At 41.4% G+C, this 19,139-nt stretch carries 7 protein-coding genes; 3 read left to right on the top strand and 4 right to left on the bottom strand.

All coding sequences use genetic code 11. The annotated features are described in order from the left end of the window. Positions 1–704 (bottom strand): hypothetical protein (locus DUT68_RS15930; RefSeq protein WP_157960886.1); only part of this gene is annotated, 704 nt, incomplete at its 3' end. Positions 705–1,207: 503 nt separating this feature from the next. On the opposite strand from DUT68_RS15930, the gene DUT68_RS15925 reads away from it, so the two are divergent. Further along, positions 1,208–2,290, top strand: a complete 1,083-nt coding sequence (locus tag DUT68_RS15925; protein WP_113639211.1) for a hypothetical protein — start codon at positions 1,208–1,210, stop codon at positions 2,288–2,290. Positions 2,291–2,791: 501 nt separating this feature from the next. Here DUT68_RS15925 and DUT68_RS15920 read toward each other — a convergent pair. From DUT68_RS15920 to DUT68_RS15910, 3 genes are read right to left on the bottom strand one after another with little or no spacing between them, the layout of a single operon-like run. Next, positions 2,792–4,804, bottom strand: a complete 2,013-nt coding sequence (locus DUT68_RS15920) for an OmpA family protein (RefSeq protein ID WP_113639210.1) — start codon at positions 4,802–4,804, stop codon at positions 2,792–2,794. 12 nt (positions 4,805–4,816) lie between these two features. Further along, complete coding sequence (locus DUT68_RS15915; RefSeq protein WP_113639209.1) at positions 4,817–5,809, bottom strand: PorP/SprF family type IX secretion system membrane protein; 993 nt, start codon at positions 5,807–5,809, stop codon at positions 4,817–4,819. Between the two features lie 45 nt (positions 5,810–5,854). Further along, a complete protein-coding gene (locus tag DUT68_RS15910) occupies positions 5,855–15,442 on the bottom strand; it encodes an Ig-like domain-containing protein (RefSeq protein WP_113639208.1) in 9,588 nt (3,195 codons plus the stop codon). 288 nt (positions 15,443–15,730) lie between these two features. On the opposite strand from DUT68_RS15910, the gene DUT68_RS15905 reads away from it, so the two are divergent. Together DUT68_RS15905 and DUT68_RS15900 are read left to right on the top strand one after the other, a co-directional pair. Then, a complete protein-coding gene (locus tag DUT68_RS15905; protein WP_113639207.1) occupies positions 15,731–18,235 on the top strand; it encodes an NACHT domain-containing protein in 2,505 nt (834 codons plus the stop codon). Between the two features lie 333 nt (positions 18,236–18,568). Further along, positions 18,569–19,075, top strand: a complete 507-nt coding sequence (locus DUT68_RS15900) for an FKBP-type peptidyl-prolyl cis-trans isomerase (protein WP_113639206.1) — start codon at positions 18,569–18,571, stop codon at positions 19,073–19,075. Positions 19,076–19,139: the final 64 nt, after the last annotated feature.

Raw genomic sequence — 19,139 nt, 5'->3', positions numbered from 1 at the left:
TACTGAACAGTTTGGAACGTACAGGGATGGATAGTATTTCCGAAATACACAGCTGATTCAATATAAGCGTGAAAAAGTCCCATTATTTCAACTTCTCTAATATTCTGTGTGTTCTCAAATATTTGTTGACTATTTTGTTTTGAGAACTCAATAATCATATCAACTAATTTGGCGGCTGGTTTTTTGTCCTTAGCTACTGCAATTTTCTTTATTCTCTCCGCAATCTCTTTTTCTTGTTCAAGTTTTTTCTGTTGTGTGTTAAACGCAATTTTCTCTTGGATTTGCTTTAAAAGTAGGTGAACAAAACTTGTAACCGAAGTCATTGCAATAAATGCTTCGTTCTCGTCAAAAAATAATTTGTAATCGTGAGTTGATTTGTTACGCCACTCTTGTCGGTAGTTCTTAAAAAGCTGCAAAACCCTTTCACGAAAAATATTGTTCGTTTCAAAAAATTTCTCAATGTCATTTGTAGTTTTTCTAATGACTTCTTCCTGTGTCTTGTCCGCAAGAACTTTGTATGATTCTTTTAATGCACCTTCATAAGCTTGGTTGCTCCGATAGATCACGTCATTGAAATAATTTGTATCTGTCTTGCCCTGTAAATAGTAAAACTCTGTTCTGTCGATATGCGTGAAAATAGAGTCCAAGTAAGTTGAACTGTCAACTTTCTTAATTGAGTTTACTTGTTGTTCTATTTCTTTCAATATGTCCATTTAATGTCGTCTTTTAGGATTGCTGCCAACTTATATATTTATGTAGTTTATTACATAAAGTCAACCAAAACTGGTCGTGTCAGTGTAACTCAACTAATGAACACTCTAAAACTTTTCGAAATATTAGTGAAAGAATTGAGAGCATAAGTTCAACTAAATTAACAGAATACAATATTAATTGCAAATGATTTGCTCACCGCCTGCGAATGGAGCTTATGTGCCAAAGGAAAGGTTCGCAGCAAGGCTCTAACTATGTTTTAACACAAGCACTAGCGCTGCATGGACGATTAAGTAGTAGAAATCACACCAATTTCTTCCCAATTACCTTCATAAAACCAAGCATTAAAAAATAAATTGCATTTTATTGTCACCTTATAGTGACATATTATTACTTTTGTGTATGCGCTCAACTACAGAACAAAGAAACCCATCCTACTCCTATTACGAATGGGCGTTTATGCATCAACAAAGTCAATTTATTCAAACCAATAATTATGAAAATTTCTTTAATTAATTGCTTTAAAGCCTGCAAGAAAGGCGTTGGAAGCACCATGTTAATTGCCGCTTTATGTATTTTACCTGCGTATGTAAGCGCACAAATCAGTACGGCAACTTTCGAAAATGAAACTACTGGTAGCAAAACATTTACCGACAACGGAGTAACATTCAATATTGTGGATAACAGAGGTATTTTTGACATCTATTTTGCTAATAATGCCGGATGGAACGGCACTTCAAAGGATTCTAAGTTTATTGACAATAGTGGAACTGCCTTACCAACTAATCTAAATCCCTCAGTTAGTATTAAAGCAAGTTCTTCATTATTTAAGGTGAACAAATTTTGGGTGTTTCTATCGGACAATGCACTAAAGCAAAACGTTACCGGTACGCTAACGGTTACAGGAAAACTTGCTGGTGTAACGAAGTTTACGCAAACAAAAGCTACAGGCTTCAATACTACGTTGAGCACAAACAATGGTTATACGCTAATTGACTTAACCAATTTGAACGGACAGAACTATTCAAATATAGTGCTTGATGAAATTCAAGTGTCGGCCGACGGTGCCTACACCTATTTGGCTATTGATGCATTTACGTGGGTTAAACAAAGTACGCTTCCTGTTACGCTTACCGGCTTTAGCGCTAGCTTGAATACCAATGGTGTTTTAAAGGCTAACTGGAAAACTGCTTCGGAGAAAAACAACAGCCATTTTATTTTGCAGGGCTCTGCTGACGGCAAAACCTGGAAAGACTTGGTACGCAAAAACGCGGCTGAAAATGCTACCGCTGGCGCCAGCTATGAAGTGGAAACCAACATTGGCACGTTAACTTTGGCAGGCTTTGGTTTGCTGGGACTGCTGTTATTGCCTTTTACCAACAAGCGCTACCGCATGTTTGCTTTTTTAGCGGTGGTTGCCGTAGTTGCTACAGCTTGCGCTAAAGATAAGAATGATGGAGCGCTTAACTTGGGCGGTGAAAAATCTTTAAGTGGCAATACCATTTATTTGAGATTGGCACAAGTTGACCATGATGGCACCACAACCTATAGCGAAGTTATATCTGTTAAGGCTAAATAAATTAATACTCCTATGTTAAGGCGGGTTAGTGGTGTAAACTGCTACCCGCTTTTTAATACCAATGAATAATTGGAAGAGGTGAAATAATAACCAATGAACAATTGAACCAATGAACCAATAAGTAATTGGATAATGACCTAATTTGATAATCAGATAATTGGATGATTGGAAGCGGTGAAATAATAACCAATAACAATTGAACCAATGAATCAATAAGTAATTGGATAATGAGCTAATTTGATCATCGGATAATGGATGATTGGAAGCGGTGAAAATAAAAATGAACTAGTGAACCAATGAACCAATAAGTAATTGGATAATGAGCTAATTTGATCATCAGATAATTGGATGATTGGAAGTGGTGAAAATAAAAATGAACTAGTGAACTAATGACTATTGAACTAGTGAACCAATGAACCAATGAACTAGTGAACCAATAAAAACAAAGCCTAAGTAAACTTGTTACCTAGGCTTTAACTATAAACTAGAACGAGATGGCGGTTATTTGTCGCTCAATACCTTAAACTCTGTTCGGCGGTTTAAGGCACGGCCTTCGGGATTGTCTTTGCCTTTTTTGAGTTGATTTGGTGCGACTGGTTTGCTGAAACCGTAGCCTTTCCAAGTCAATCTGTCTTCTGTAATCCCTTTGCTTAAAAGGTAATCCACGCAAGATTTTGCTCTCTTATCGGATAGATCCATGTTATAAGTTTCCGTTCCGATATTATCAGTATGGGCACTCAACTCAATTTTTATCTTCGGATTATCAATCATTACCTGGAAAAGGGTATCAAGTGTAACCTTTGATGACTCCGTTAGCTCGGCACTATCAAACTCGTAAAGGATATTTTTAAGCACAATTGGTTTGTTGATTTCCATAGGTTCCAAGCAAAGCTCAGCACTGAGCAAGGTATCAGCATTTACCAACTGAGCATAGTTAAAACTGATATTCTTAGCAAAATACTTATCCTTTTCCGCATGGATTTGCAAGTCTCTGTTACTTCCCACTTGCAAGGTATAAACACCATTGGCATTGGTTTGTACACTTTGTTGCGGGATATTGGTGCCAACCGCAGTAATAGTAGCACCTGCTAAAGGTTTTTGGGTAAGGCAATCCAAGATGGTTCCTTGTACGCTTAGGTACTCACGCACCACATGGAAAACTTCTAAACAACAAACGGATTCGCGGTCGGAGCTGATATACCCTTCCCTTCCACTGTCATCTAAAGCAGCAAAGTAGATATCATCTTTAGCTGAATTAAATGGATAGCCCATATTTACCGGTTCCGACCATTCTACGAAATCTCCTGCAACTTCGTAAAAATCGAAACCACCTAAACCTACCCTTCCATTACTGCTGAAAAGCAATTTTTTAGTAGCTGGCAAGTAATAAGCTGCTTGCTCATCCTCAGGCGTATTTATTTTCCTGCCCATGTTAATGGCATTGCCCACCGTGCCATCGGGACGTAAAACCGCATACCATAAATCGTAGCCGCCCTGTCCGCCGGGTCTATCTGAAGAGAAAATAAAATATTTACCATCTCTAGTTACGGAAGGCTGCATGGAATTGAAGCCCATTAAATTCACTTGACTGCCCATTGCCACTGGCGAAGACCAACTTCCGTTTTCTTTTTTACTGATGTAGATGTTGCGTTTCTGGTTTTCTTTATCCATTCCCCAAGCAGTTAAAAACATGATTTCGCCATTAGGATGAATAGTAGCCGCAGCAGTTTCCATTTTCTTCAGATCGATATCTATTTTTTGAATACTCACCTGATCTGCCATTGGACTATCATTACCGACAGCGTAAATGGTATTTACGTAAGGCGTTTCCTTTTTCACCACTTTCGGCTTCCCTTTTCCAGCATCAAGCACCTGATTTTTGCCTTCGCTGCCAATAGGCCTGGACGAGGTAAAATAAAACTCCGAATCGCCAATGGCAGGAGCATAATTTGAACCCGCTTGATTGATGTTATTGCTCAATCGGGAGATTTTATACATCCGTGGATATTTCATTTCGCTCATGGCATACTTACAAGAAGCAATTTCTAGCTTCGCCTTCGGGATGCAATCATCATTAGCCTTGTATCTGCTGATGAAATTTTCAAACGCTTTAATGGCCTCTTCATATTTCAAATTGGCCCTTAAACATTCGCCATGCCAAAATTCGCTTTGCGCATACTTAGGATTGGTAAATTTATTAGAGATGGCATACCATTTTTCTGCGTCTCTGAAGTTTTTGTACAAGCGCAATGAAGTTGCCAGCTGATACACGGCATATTCGTAATCATCCTTACGCGGACTAGTTTCCTTCATTTTTTGTTCAAAAGCATAAGGCACTACAAACCCGGCGCTATCTGGTGAAATCGAAAGCATTTTTTTATAGTATTCGGCAGCCGCATAATATTCTTTATTGAGAAAATATACATCGGCAATACGTTTGGCACTTGGGCCAATTTGTGCACCTGCTGTACTAGCAAAGCAGATGAGCAGCACAATTATTTTAAAAGATTTCATGAGCTTAATTTTTTAAAGTCGAGGACAAAAGAAATTTGGACCAACAATACCTTTACGGGCATTAAATGAAATGGAAAGTTCTAACCCTCCCCTACTGCTGGTGGCCCTATTTAATCCCGAGGTGTTAAAATCGTAGCTTACGCCAAACACCATGCTTTTGATATGGAAGCCTAGAAAGGCAATAGCTGCATCATCTACCCTGTAATTGGAACCAAATAGCAAATCTGTTTCGGTGTTCAGCATCATTTGTGCATAAGCGCCAAAAGCAATTTGTTGTGCATTACCTTGTTTCAGAAATAGCGCATTAGGCGTGATATCAAAAATGTTATTTAAGCGTACCCTAGCTCCGCCATGACCGGTAAAACGCATAGGCAATTTGGCATCGCCTCCTATAAATTTATCTTTTGGCCGGGTTAAATGTGCCACTGATCCACCAAAAAATACATTCACAGATTTGTAATCCGCAGCATCAAAAAACATGATACCTGCATTCACATCAGGAGCTGTAAAATTTTGGGCAGCGAAGGTTTCATCAAAACCCATTCCGCTGTCGTAGCCCATACCAGGGTTGTACTGACTGCCCAAAGTGATGCGGGAAACATCAATGCTTTTGTTGATGATGCCTGCCTGCAAGCCGAAATTAATGATCTTATCGCCAGCTTGACCAAAACGGATGCGATACGATGCCGATGCCAAGGCACTTAATTGGTTGTAAGCTACCTCTCCAGCTCTTTGGTTAATTACCATTGCGCCAAAGGCGATATTTTTTTGGTTCGGGGCCGCATCAAATGAAGCCCCTACCGTTAAATAACCATTATTGATATTGTTCCACTGTTGCTTAGCATTTAAATTAGCCCTGTAAGCCCCATCGGTTACACCCGTTAATGCCGGGTTGAGCCATAATGGATTGGCGTAGTATTGCGAAAAATGTGGATCTATTTGTGCCTGTATATTGTTTACAGCTAGCGTTAATACAACTACTACTGTAACTATTATTCTTGTCATTTTCATTGGTGCTATTTTTAAATAAAACCATGTTTTTTTATATCATTATCTGAGTAGAGTTACAGTACCTTTAAAGGTTTTAGTTACGCCACTGTTAAAGGTTACATCGATGTAGTACACGTAAACGCCACTTGGCTGTTGCCTACCACGATAAGTACCATCCCATCCTTGCAGTAAATTCTGCGATTCGTAGATGAACTCGCCCCACTGATTGTACACCCTCATTCGGAACTTAGCCACGTTGTTGCCGTAGGCCATGAAGAAATCATTACGGCCATCGTTATTTGGCGTGAAGGTGTTAGGGATGTACAGCTCATCTTTGAAAGGTTCGGTGGTACTGGCTGTTACCGCATTTGAATTGGCACTGGTTTGGCAAGCCGAAACTGCTTTTGCCCTTACCACTACGGTGATGCTCTGGCCCTGATTTAATCCGGCGGCCAAGTAGTTTGGCACAACAGTAGTTACCCAATTGTTTCCGCCATCCATTGATACCTCATAAACCGAAGCTCCGGTGACCGCATTCCAATTGAACTGGATACTGCTGGTAGTTACATTGCCTACCGTTACTACTGGGGCAGGTAAAACCGATAACACGTTAACGATAACTGCCGTTCTGCTTACACTTACGCAATTGCCACCATTAGCTACCGCCTCTACATAATAAGTGGTAGTTACATTTAGCGGCATGGTAGTGTAAGTTACACCGCTATGCAACGATGTTCCGCCTGTTTCTGCGCTGTACCAATTGTAGGTTACGCCTGCAACAGGGTTATTTACCGTAAGTACCGTGGTGCTACCTGCACAAATGCTTGTTGCCGCAGCGGTAACATTAGCTGGAGGAGCTGGCGGCACACCTACCGTTACATTTACTTGAGTACGGCCTGATGATGCGCAACTTCCAGCACTGGCTTCCACGTAATAAACAGCGTTGGCACTTAGTGGTGGTGTAGTGAATATACTTCCCGTACCAACTGCGGTGCCGCCCATTGCGCTAGTAAACCAAGTATACGTTACACCTGCTACTGGGCTGCTTATCGTTAAAGTTGCCGTGCTATTGGTACAAGTACTTACCGTTGTCGAAGCCACGGTTGGGTTGGCTGGTCTGGCATTTACCGTAACTGCCACAGCAGTACGTGCCGAAGCTGTAGTACAACCTGAAGTGGCCACTGCCTGAACGTAATAGGTAGTATTGCTATTTGACACAGGCGTAGTGTAACTTGAACCCGTGAATAAAAGTGTACCATTATTGGCACTGTTATACCATTCGTAAACGGTATTGGCCTGTACATTGCTCACCGTTAACACCGTAGCATTATTGCTGCATATGGTAGTTCCTGTGCTTGCCACAATTGGTGCCACAGGTGCTGCAGCTACATTTATGTTGATACTAGCGGCAGTACCCACTGCATTTTCGCAACGGTTATCTCCTTTTACAGTAACATAATAGGTTTGATTTGCACTAAGCACCGGTGTGGTGAAACCTGGACCAACATTTACCACCGTAGTTAAAGCAGCATTGCTATACCAAGTAAATATTGGATTGGTTACCGTAGTGCTGCTGGCGGTTAAGGTTGTTGTTCCGTTAGCGCAAATAGTGGTGTTGCCATTAATTGTCATGTCACTAGCAAGCGCCCTTTGCTTAATGGTTACCGTTACCGCTCTGGCATCGGCGGCTGGTGTTTCACAACGATTATCGCCTTTTACTGTAACATAATACGTTTGATTAGTGCTTAACGTAGGTGTAGTGAAACTAGCACCTACAAAAGCCACATTCGTTAAAGCAGCATTGCTATACCAAGTGAACATAGGATTGGTTACTGTATTGCTGCTAGCGGTAAATGTAGCCGTACCAGATCCGCAAATTTCGGTGGTACTAGGCGCAACGGCCAAATCAGCGTTGGTAGCAAATGGTTTAACAATTACTGTTACTACTTTCGCATCGCTAGCGGGAGTTTCACAGCGGTTATCTCCTTTTACAGTTACATAATACGTTTGACTAGCAGCCAAGGTAGGCGTGGTAAAGCTTGATCCGGTGGCGGCTACCGTAGTTAAATTGGCATCGCTATACCAAGTAAATACAGGATTGGTTACTGTGGTACTGCTTGCCGTAATTGTAACCGCACCTGGGCCACAAAGTTCATTTGGTGTAGATACCGTTAAATCAGCAGCGGAAGCTCTGTTATTTACATTGATATCAATTCTTAACGCATTGGCTGGTTGATTTTCACATTTATCAGCCCCTTTAACCGTTACATAATAGGTTTTGTTGGCATTAAGATTTGGTGTAGTAAACGGCGTTCCTACAAAAGCAATTGTGGTTAAAGCAGCATCCTCATACCAAGTAAAAATAGGATTGCTTACCGTAGTGGTAGTGGCATTTAATACCGTACTTGAATTTAAGCAAACATTTCTGTTTCCGTTTACTGTGATATCCGAAGCTAAAGCATTGGCCTTAACGGTTACTACTACAGCTTTAGCTTGCGAAGCAGGACTTTCACATCTATTATCACCTTTAACAGTTACGTAATAGGTTTGACTAGCTGTTAATACTGGTGTTACGAATGGAGAACCTGTACCCGCAACGGTTGTTAATGCGGCATCGGTATACCAAGTAAATACTGGATTAGCTACAGTAGCGCTGCTTGCTGTTAGACTCACACTAGCTGTTCCGCAAATTTCAACTGCTGGAGATACCATTAAATCGGATGCAGTGGCCGGCGGATTGACATTGATAGTCACCGCTTTGGCATCCATTGGTAGGTTTTCGCATTTGTTGCTGCCACTTACCGTAACGTAATACGTAACACTGCTATTAATTACAGGCGTGGTGTAGGTGGCGGTTGTTGCCAATGGAATGGTTAATGCTGCATCAGCATACCATTTAAATTGCGGGTTAGTCACCGTGGTACTGCTTGCAGTTAATGTGGCTGCATTTGAAGCACAAATATCGGCTCCAACCACCATGATATCGTTAGCAACTGCTCTTTCGCCAATATTGATTGTGATGGATGTTCTGGTAGTATTGGCACAACTATTAGCGTTAGTTGCCTCTACCGTGTAAGTATAGCTTCCTACTGGCAAATTGGCAGGTATGGTATAGGTTGAAGTATTTAAGGCTACTAAAGTTCCATTAGCATTGTACCAGTTAAAAGATACACCTGCAACGCTCTCCACACCTAAAGCTGCACTAGCTCCAAAACAAATATTGGTCGGATTAGTATTCAGCGGAACTGGAGGAGCAGGAACTGGCAATATGGTAACTTCCACTTTTGTACCTGCACTTTCGCATCCATTTACTACAGCCCTTACATAGTAGTTATATGTGCCTGCCGCTAAATTGTTAGGCGTAGTGAAATTAGCACCCTCTGTAGCCGTACCTGTATTATTCAAATACCACCTGTAAGTAGTACCCAGAACTGGATTTTTTACACTTAATACCGCCGAACCACCTGCACACGCAGTTACCGCAGCCACATCCACTTGAGGAGCTACCCCGATACGCTGTGCATAATTAAAGTTAAGCGAATTAAATGCGCTCACCAAGCCTGAATTCAAGTGTAGTTCAACCGCATCAAATTGTTGCGTTGGCACAAAGGTCAGCGTAGCTGCACTTCCATCACTTAGCAATTCGAGGTTAATTAGCGAGCTATTGGCGGTTATTGCATCATTATTACTGTTGGTTCCATTATAAGTAAGGACGCTAATTGAAGGCAATACCGATAGTGAAAGTAATTTCCCTGGCGAGGTGATGCGCACTTTTACGGTGTCACCTATGGTAGATAAACTACCAAAACCGACCCTTTGATAAACATAGGCATTAGCTAGGCCTGCAGGAATTACCAAAGATGAAGCTGTCTCGATCCTATCGTCTACTGCTAACTGTGGATTAAACACATCGCTTAATAAAGCAACTCCAACCGTTCCTTTATCAACAGCAATTGTGGCAGATAAACAAGGAACTGGACCCGTATTGCCATCAGTAACTACGGTTACTGTTACTGGAATACGTACTGAGGCACAACCTCCATTTACAAAAGCTTCTACATAAAAAGTGGTATTGGCGGTGATAGGGTTAGTGAGGTAAGAATTTCCGGTTTGTAGCAAGGTTCCGCCTACTGGCTGATCATACCATCTAATAATTGCTGCTGGATTACTGGAAACTGCATTTAGCAATGCCCTAGCACCTGAAGTTACGCTCACATTAGCTGTTGTTACTACTGGTGCATCTAAAGTGCCCACGTTAATTTGAACATTGGTTTTTGTAGCGGAAGTGATGTTACAATCTGCATCGAAAGCTTCTACGCTAAATGTGGCATTTGCCGTCACATTATTTACTTGATAACTGGTGCCAGTAGCTACTTGTACATTGGAAGCATTATACCAACGGTAAGTAAGGCCAGCAATTGGATCTTTCACCTGTAGCACCACATTACTTCCAGTACAAGTGCTAATGTTATCGGATAACAAAACTGGCGCTGCCGGAATAGGTTTCAAACTCACCTCTACCGCTGTTCTTGAACTTTCGCAGCCCGAACCTGAACTTGCTGTTACATAAAATTTAGTAGTTGCGGTAATGTTAGGTGTAGTAAAAGTTACGCCATCAGCCTGATAAACACCTGCTTCATTATACCATTTATAGGTAAAACCTAATCTCGGATTTTGAACCGTTAAGTTAGCCGAAGCACCGTTGCAGGTGGTTACGTTGGCAGCGCTTACTTGTGGTGCAGCAATTACGTGTTGCGCATAATTGACATTGACTGTATTTAAAGCTGATGCAACGCCAGCATTTAACCTCAATTCCACCTGATCAAATGTTTGTGCAGGCACAAAAGTGAGCAACGCTTGCGTACCGCCACTTAAAAGTTCCAGACTGATGAGTGCGCTATTTAAATTGGTTAAATCGTTATTAGCAACGCCCGCTTTTAATGTGGCTAGTTGAACTGAACCTAACACGCCAAGCGAAAGTAATTTACCTGGAGAACTTACCGCAATTCTCACGGTGTCTCCAACAGCGCCCTCACCTGGGAAGGTAAACCTTTGATAAACATAACCACCCAAAGCAGCTACAGGTAAATACAAAGTAGACCCTGTTTGAGTGTCATTATCTATCGCTAAAGCGGAATTAGAAACACCAGCTAATAAAGCAATGCCACTTACGCCATTACTTTCCGCAATAGGTGAAATACAAGGTGTAGGAATGGCTCCAGCATTATTTACGTTGATGGTAATCATTACCCTTGATGGCGAAACGCAACCGGTAACGCTAGATCTAGCTTCGACATAATATGAGGTTGTTGTAGCTAATGGAGGAGTTACAAATGTTGCTCCCGTAAATACTGGCGTAGCCGCATTGGCGGAAGTATACCAGTTAAATTCAACATCGGTATCGGTTGAACTTGCAGTAAGCACCACGGTTTGTCCGGCATTAATTGTTGAAACTGATGCCTGAACCTGAGGTAAAACAGGACGAGGATTTACAGTTACCGCAACCGCTGCCCTTCCTGCACTAACACAACCTTGTTGGGTAGCTTCAACGTAGTAAGTTTTGCTAGCGCTGATGTTCGAGATTGTATAAGTTGCGCCGGTAAATAATTCTGTTCCGCCCACGGCAGCATCATACCATTTGTAGGTAACCGCCGGATTTGGACTAGCAACCGCTAAAGTAACTGGTGAGCTTTCGCATGCAGTTAACGAACTTGCAGCCACCGTAGGTACAGCTAAAAGAGGTACTACATTAACTGAGATTGGCATTCTACTGGTGTTGGCACATCCATTTCTTGAAACTTCAATATAATAGATGGTAGAAGCCGTTAAATTTGGCGTAGTGAAGCTAGCAGTTGTAGCCAATAAATTTCCACCTGTAGCGGCATCATACCAAGCAATTTGAGTGCTGCCGTTTGCTGTAGCACTGATGGTAGCGCTGGTATTATAGCAAATAGTTTGATTGTTACCAACAACAGTTGGATTTGGATAAACAATTTGCGCACCATAAATATCGAGGCTACTTAGTGCGGCAACAACTGCTTGAAAGCGAACCTCTACTCTATCAAACTCAGCTCCTGCCGCAAATGTAGCCTCAAATCTATTTCCTCCTAGTAATTGAAGATATACTAGGGAAGAATTTAACTGTAGTGTACGTACTACAGTGTTATTTTTCATCACGTTTACGGTAATGCCTCCCAAAGCCGACAAATCAAGTAAGCCAGTTGGCGTAGCTAAATCTAAACGAATGCTGTCAGTAGCTAATCCCATTGTTGGGAAAACCAATCGCTGGAAGCCAGTTGAGGCAGCGCCTACAGTTAAGGTAATACGGGTGTAATTATTTGGATCGGCATCCACGGCATTACCCGGATTAGCCACATTACAAAGCACACACAACAAACCTGTTATTCCGCTACTCTGCGCATTTGCTGCGGTGCAATTTGCCCCAGCACCTCCATTAATTACTGTTACTACTGCTGGCGTTTTAGTTAAACTAGCACAACCTTGTGCACTTACTGCTTCGGCGTAAAATGTAGTTGTGGCTGCTAAATTAGCTGTTGTAAATTCTTCGCCTGTGGCTAAAAGTGTTCCGCCAGTTACCGCATCGTACCATCTAATGGTATTACCCACATCAGCGGTAGCTCTTAAAGTAGTGGTTTGATTAGCGTTAATAGTTTGGTTGTTAGTGGTAATCACTGCAGAATTTGGTGCTGGATTAGCAGTCACATTTACTGCAACCCTAGCGCTTACCGCTGTGCCCGATACCGCTTCCACATAAAATACAGTACTTGCAGTGATGTTTCCCGTATTAAACGTGCCGTTGTTATTTGTTGCCAAAGCAGTACTACCACTTGCGCCATACCAATTATATGTTATGCCGCTTTGTGTATTGCCTACCGTGAGCGTTGTAGAAGTACCACTACAGGTAATTGCGCTTGCTACTACAGGCGCAGGTACTGTTACATTAACCTGATAGTTTGTGGTTACACTATTGTTTGCTGCATCTGTTGCATTAATACTAAAGGTATAGTTACCGCCCAATGTTGGCGTACCAGATAGTTCTCTAGTAGCAGGATTAAATGTTAATCCGGCAGGCAAATTAATTGCAGTATAGGTGTAAGGTGCAGTGCCTCCAGTTACGGCCGGCAACGTTTGTACCGGATAAGCCGTACCAACCGTACCATTAGGCAGGCTTGCCGTTGCCAAGTTTAATGCACCTGTTACACTCAATGCGTAAGTATTAGTTGCGGTTCTGCCTTCAGCATCGGTTACTGTTAGGGTGATGCTAAAATTTCCCGCACCTGTTGGCGTTCCGGTAATTTCCCTAGTGTTTGCATTAAAACTCAAACCAGCAGGAACATTAGTAGCTACATACGTATAAGGGCCAGTGCCTCCACTTGCTGCGGGCAATGTTTCTGTTGCATACGTTGCACCTACTGTTCCATTAGCCAACGTTTTGTTAGCCAAAGTCAATGGAGCAATTACCCTAATGGTATAATCAGTGCTTACCGTTGAACCTGCGGCGTCACTTACTTGCACACTTACCGTAAAATTTCCCACAGTAGTAGGCACACCACTAATTTCTCTAGTGGTAGGGTTAAAAGTTAATCCAGGTGGAACATTGGAAGCCACATAAGTGTAGCCCGGTGTGCCACCAGTAGCCGCTGGCAAGGTTTGCGACGGATAGCTTGCCCCAACTGTACCAACTGCTAAGGATGTGCTAGCCAAAGCCAAAGCATTTTTAATCACAATAGGATAATTGATGCTTGCTGCATTGCCATCTGCATCGCTCACGTTTACAGTAATTACAAAAGATCCGGCTACGGTTGGCGTGCCAGTAATTTCCCTAGTAGTTGGGTTAAAAGTTAAACCCGCAGGTAAATTGATGGCGGTGTAGGTGTACGGAGTGCTTCCTCCATTAGCCGCTGGCACTACTTGCGTAGGGTAAATCAATCCAACTGTACCATCTGGCAATACCAAATTCCCTAAGGTAAGGGTATTGGTAACCGTTAAGGTATGACTAGCGGTTGCCGTACAACCTTTTGCATCGGTTACTGTAATTGAAAAAGTGAAGCTCCCAGCCTGGGTTGGCATACCCGCCAGTAATCCGGCATTGCTTAAGGTTAAACCTGCAGGTAAGGTGCTACCAGCAGCAACAGCGTAAGTGTAAGCTGCGGTGCCTCCAGTAGCAGCTGTTAACTGTTTGCTGTAAGCGGTTCCTATGGTTGCGTTGTTTAGCGCAGTAGCGGCAAAGTTAATTTGAGGGTTTACGGTAACGTTGATAGGCACCCTAACCGATTCGGCTGTACAGCCTAATTGCCTAGCCGCTACATAATAGGTTTTACTGGCGGTTAGGGCTGGCGTTGTAAAAGATGTATTATACGCAGTTGTAGCTAAAGCGGTTCCGCCATCTTGCACATCGTACCAAACCAACTCATTAGTTGAAGCCGTGGTAGCGGCCAAAGTTGCAGTGCTATTATAACAAATGTTGAGCGCATTAGACAATGGGGCTGCAAAAGTTGGTCGTGGCGCAGAGCGGTTGACTTCAAAAACATCGATGGATTGGGTTAACGAAACACCCAGTAGCGCTGATAAGGTGATTTTCACCCGATCAAAAATGGCGTTTGGAGAAAACGGAATGTTGACTGCCTGTCCACCGTTAAGCAGTCCCAGCAAATCTAAATTGAGCAAACCAGCTAAACCGGTTCTATTATAAACTAAATTATTGCCATTATAAGCCTCAACAGTAATGTTGCTTAATACACCCACATTGGCTAATGCCGCCGAAACCCTAAGCCTGATATTGAATTCATCATTAACCCTAGATGGCGAATTGAAATAGATGTTTTGACTGATGGTTCCAACTGCTGAAATTAACCCTAAACTGATATTAGAATTGGTAGCGGGATTTCCATCAATGGCATTTTGAATATTGGTGACACCGGCACCGCCAGCGCCTAATAAACTCAAAGTAGCGCCAGTACCTTCATAATCAGTGGCAAAAGGTGGGTCACAATTTCCCGTTCCCGAAACATGGAATGCGTTATAAACCCTTATTTCGTTAGGGCTACTTAACAATAGCGCATTGGTAACATCTTTAATGAAAACACTTCGATAAGCTGCATTGGGTGTAACTGCCAAATAGAAATTGCCGGCAGCATCTCTCACTAGCTTCACATTGCTGGTGGAAAATGAACCGTTGCTTGAGCCAACAGCCACTTCTTGGCCATTTGAGTTTTTCGCTCCAACCACGAAATAGTGGTCGCCTAAAACTACGTTACCCAATAAACCAGCCAACGACGAGCCCAAATTGCCGCCCAATAAAGCGTTCAAAATGTTAGCGTCGTAGCCAATGCGAATAAAAGTGGTTCTGTTGGCGTCCACATCTTGTGCGTAACTAAGTTGTAGCTCGCCACTGTAACGGCCAATTCCGAGAGCCGCACCACCGTATGATTTTACGGATGCGAAAGTGTTGTCGTCTCGGGTAGCATTATCCTTATCGTCAACCCTAGTGGATACCACCGTAGCTGTGTTCGCAAAAATTTTAGTTTGCGCATACGATGAACTAGAAAGTAACGTTATTAGGTAGAAGTGCAATAAAATGAGCAACCATTGCTTCATCTTTGCGGACTGAGTAGAGGTTTGTCCCATAAGCCTGGTAATTTTTTGTTAATTCGAGACAATATTAACCACGGCTAACAGCTTTTTTGCTGTTCAAACTATCCAATGAAAATCCCTCAAAAATTTTTCTGTTCAATTTTGTTCGAAGCAAACATTAATATCCTGTTCAAGTTTTAAATGCTTTGAACAAACGGAGAAAACCAAGTATTTATACCTGTGTGAAATACGTAAAGTTACCTGAAAAGTGCTTTTTAGATTTAAAATGAAGCTTTTTCGTTAAATTAGCTATACGCGATAAATAAGATTATAGCTCTCACTATGAACCAAACTATTGTACTTGATAAAATACGGCGGGTGATCCTTCTAAAAGCAGGCATCCATGCTATTAGCCCTTCCGATTGCAAGCATATTGCATCCAGTATCAGCAAAGACACTAAAAAATCTATAAGCGAAACAACTGTTAAACGGCTCTACGGCTTTGCCGAAACCAAAAGTAATTTTTCACGCTACACCTTAAGCGCTTTGCTTGAATATGCGGATGAAATTGAAGCTGCATTTGCCAACGCGTTAACCCACGAGCAAAGCCTGAAACAGGTGCAGCAAAACTGCAAAATGACGAGCAGTGCTACTTGGAAAAACATCAGTAATAGAAGCGGCATCCCCTACCATTTAACGGTTCGTAGAATTTTTCCAAAACTTGATTTTGATTATTTCTACAACAGCAGTTATAGTTTTATGGCAATTGTATCAAGGGCTGGCTACGGAAAAAGCACCATAATGTGCCATTTGGTACAACAACTGTTGGAAGAATCAACTGAAACAACAGAAAAAGATGCCCTGCTATTTGTGTCAGCAAGAGATATTTTCGATGATCAATTTCAATACACCAATCTCGAAGACAGAATCAAATCAAAAATTGGACTTGCCGAACATACCGACTTAACCGATTATTTTTCGCAGCAATACCAACGCAACGGCAGTAAGCTGCTCATTTTTATCGACAGCTTTTCGGAGCTGTTAATCAACAATATCGCTAAGCCCGTCATTTTCGATAAACTCATTAACTTGATTTGCAGTATCGGGCAATCAGAAGGCATTAAGGTAATTTTCACAATGCGCTCCAACATGTGGAGCAGGTTTTTTGACCGTATCAGAAACATGCCACTTGTATTGGAAAAATGGTTTCCTGGGTTGTGTTTCGATATTCGTGATCAATCCAATATCCCGCCATTGGCACTTGAAGAAATTGACACTATTTTATCGAAGATAGATCCAGAAAAATCACGGTATCTTCCTCAAGATTTAAAATCGAAGCTTAAATATCCATTTTTTATCCAATGGTATTATTTGCTTAAAGATGAATTTCCGAATTTTGAGCCTACTTCCGATCTACTATTTTTTGAAATCGTTGACCGTTTTATTGCCGAAAAAATACATCACACCAGTTACGCCACCGAAAAAACTATCTTTTGCAGAAAACTCACCGTGTTGATGCAGGGACACAAATCAGTACCCAAATTGTTGCTAATAGAAGATTTAGCCCATTTTAAAAATGCTTACCGAGAGCTGCTAGCTGATGGAATTTTGATGGAAGAAAAACAAGAAGAGGATGGCATTATTGCTGAATATGTACGTTTTGTGCACCCTCACGTGTCGGAGTACTTTATTTTTTTAGAACATTACCATCTGGCTGGAAAGAAAATTAACCAGCGATTTTTCAAAGATATCAATGCCAATTATACCGGCAATTCTACTCGTTTTCAATTAATGCAGTGGGCCGCTAAAGTGATTATTGCAAAAGGTGATTTTGAGGAACTGGAATTGCTAATCTCAAAATCGCTGAACAACTACGAAAAGAAAGCACTTATTCATTTCATCGCCGAAAGTTTAAAATACCTGAAATCTAGAGGAACATTGTTGCCGCAATTACAGCAGCATGACTTACATGAAATGATTTGTAGTCACCTTGCGCCGCTAGATTTTGTTGACTCGAGATATTTAGATACCATTTGCGCTTTACATGGCGTGTCCTCGGCCGATCGTCAAACCTTCTTCTATTTGTTAGTGGTAGCAGTTTATGATTGTTTATCACTCAAAAAGTGCAGGTTGAGTAGAAGAATTAAAGACATTGAAAAATTAGATTTTAAGGAAACTGTATTTGGCTTATCACCCATTGCTTTACTCCGAAACCTCAACCATTTGCTATCCGGTAAAATCGTTGCCGATCCAGAACTTTCGTGGCAGATCGAGCATTTCAAGCAAAACAAACTCACGCTAGAACACAATGAGCAAAAAATACCCAAAGACGTTGAAATGTTGGTATTTGTTCTCATGATCATCCGTGAAAGCATTCAAAATCCTAAAGGCGTTTCTAAAATGATTGATGCAATGATTGCCTACTATCCGGAAATTTTAGTATCAAACAGTCCTTTCTCTGCCTATTTCTTGGCTATAATGGACTTATCTTTCAGTAGAGGAAATCAATCGGTAAGCGAAAACTTGAGTTCCAAAATCAAGGTAAAAATCAAACAAATGAAACGCGAACAAAATGCGACTAAATTTTCTGAAAGCATCTACAAGCTTTCTAAAGCGTATCAAAGCCAAAAGCTAGGCAACTATGAAATCGCCATAAACTTTGCCACACATTGCCTCGAAATTTTTCGTCGTAATAGGCTACGCTTAATTGAAGTTGGCGTTTATGAACTTTTGTCTGAACTTCATGGCGCTATAGGTGATATCGAGAAGAAAAACGATTACCTCTATCAGAAACTAAAATGCTTAAATCAAGAAGAAGCTGCACCAGCTTTAATTGAAAGTAAATAACAACTAACCTAAGTTCGATAATAACATCAACAGAGCAACAGCAAATTGGCGTTTCGTCATACTGCCCCGAATGTTCGGGATCAGTATCAGTGTTGAAAGCTAATTAGCAATGAACTAATAATAGAACTCGGGCGTAAGGTTTACTATTTAAAATGGTTTGCTTGGCTTAAAGTCAACAAAACTGCTGTTTTTTTGTTAGCATAATAATTAAGTTATATTTGCCCAACGTTAGCCCAATGGCAGCGAAATAACAATTAAATACGCTTAAAATAGTTAAATAATTGAGGTCTAAATAGTTAAGGCTTCATTCAATAAATACAAATAATAAGATAAATGAAAATTGCACCTAACACGGTAGTTTCTCTAACTTACGAGCTACATACCACAACTCCAGAAGGTAACCAAGTTTTTGTAGAGAAAGCTACTGAAGAAAATCCGCTAGTATTTTTATACGGTGTGGGTATGATGTTGCCGAAATTTGAAGAGCACTTAGCGGGTTCAGCCGTTGGTGATGAATATAGTTTTGAACTAGAGCCTGCTGATGGCTATGGTGAAATTGATCCAGGAGCACATGTTGATTTACCTGTGTCAATGTTCAAAGATGGTGGTGCTGAGCTTCCAAACGTTGGTGACGTGATTCCTTTGCAGGATAACCAAGGCAATCAGTTCCGTGCTGGCGTAACTGCAGTTGGCGAAGAAATTGTTTCAGTTGACTTAAACCATCCAATGGCTGGTAAAAACCTAATTTTTGCAGGTAAAATTTTAACTGTAAGAGAAGCTACTGCTGATGAATTGGCTCACGGGCATGCTCACGGTGTTGACGGACATTCTGGTCACTAATCAACTTTTTGAACACCGAATAGTCATTATAAAAAAAATCCCGGGGCTTAACCTCGGGATTTTT

The organism is Pedobacter zeaxanthinifaciens (genome assembly GCF_003313335.1).
Lineage (GTDB): Bacteria > Bacteroidota > Bacteroidia > Sphingobacteriales > Sphingobacteriaceae > Pedobacter > Pedobacter zeaxanthinifaciens.
The sequence above is the reverse complement of the archived record's forward strand: the minus strand, read 5'-3'. Positions and strand labels throughout refer to the sequence as shown.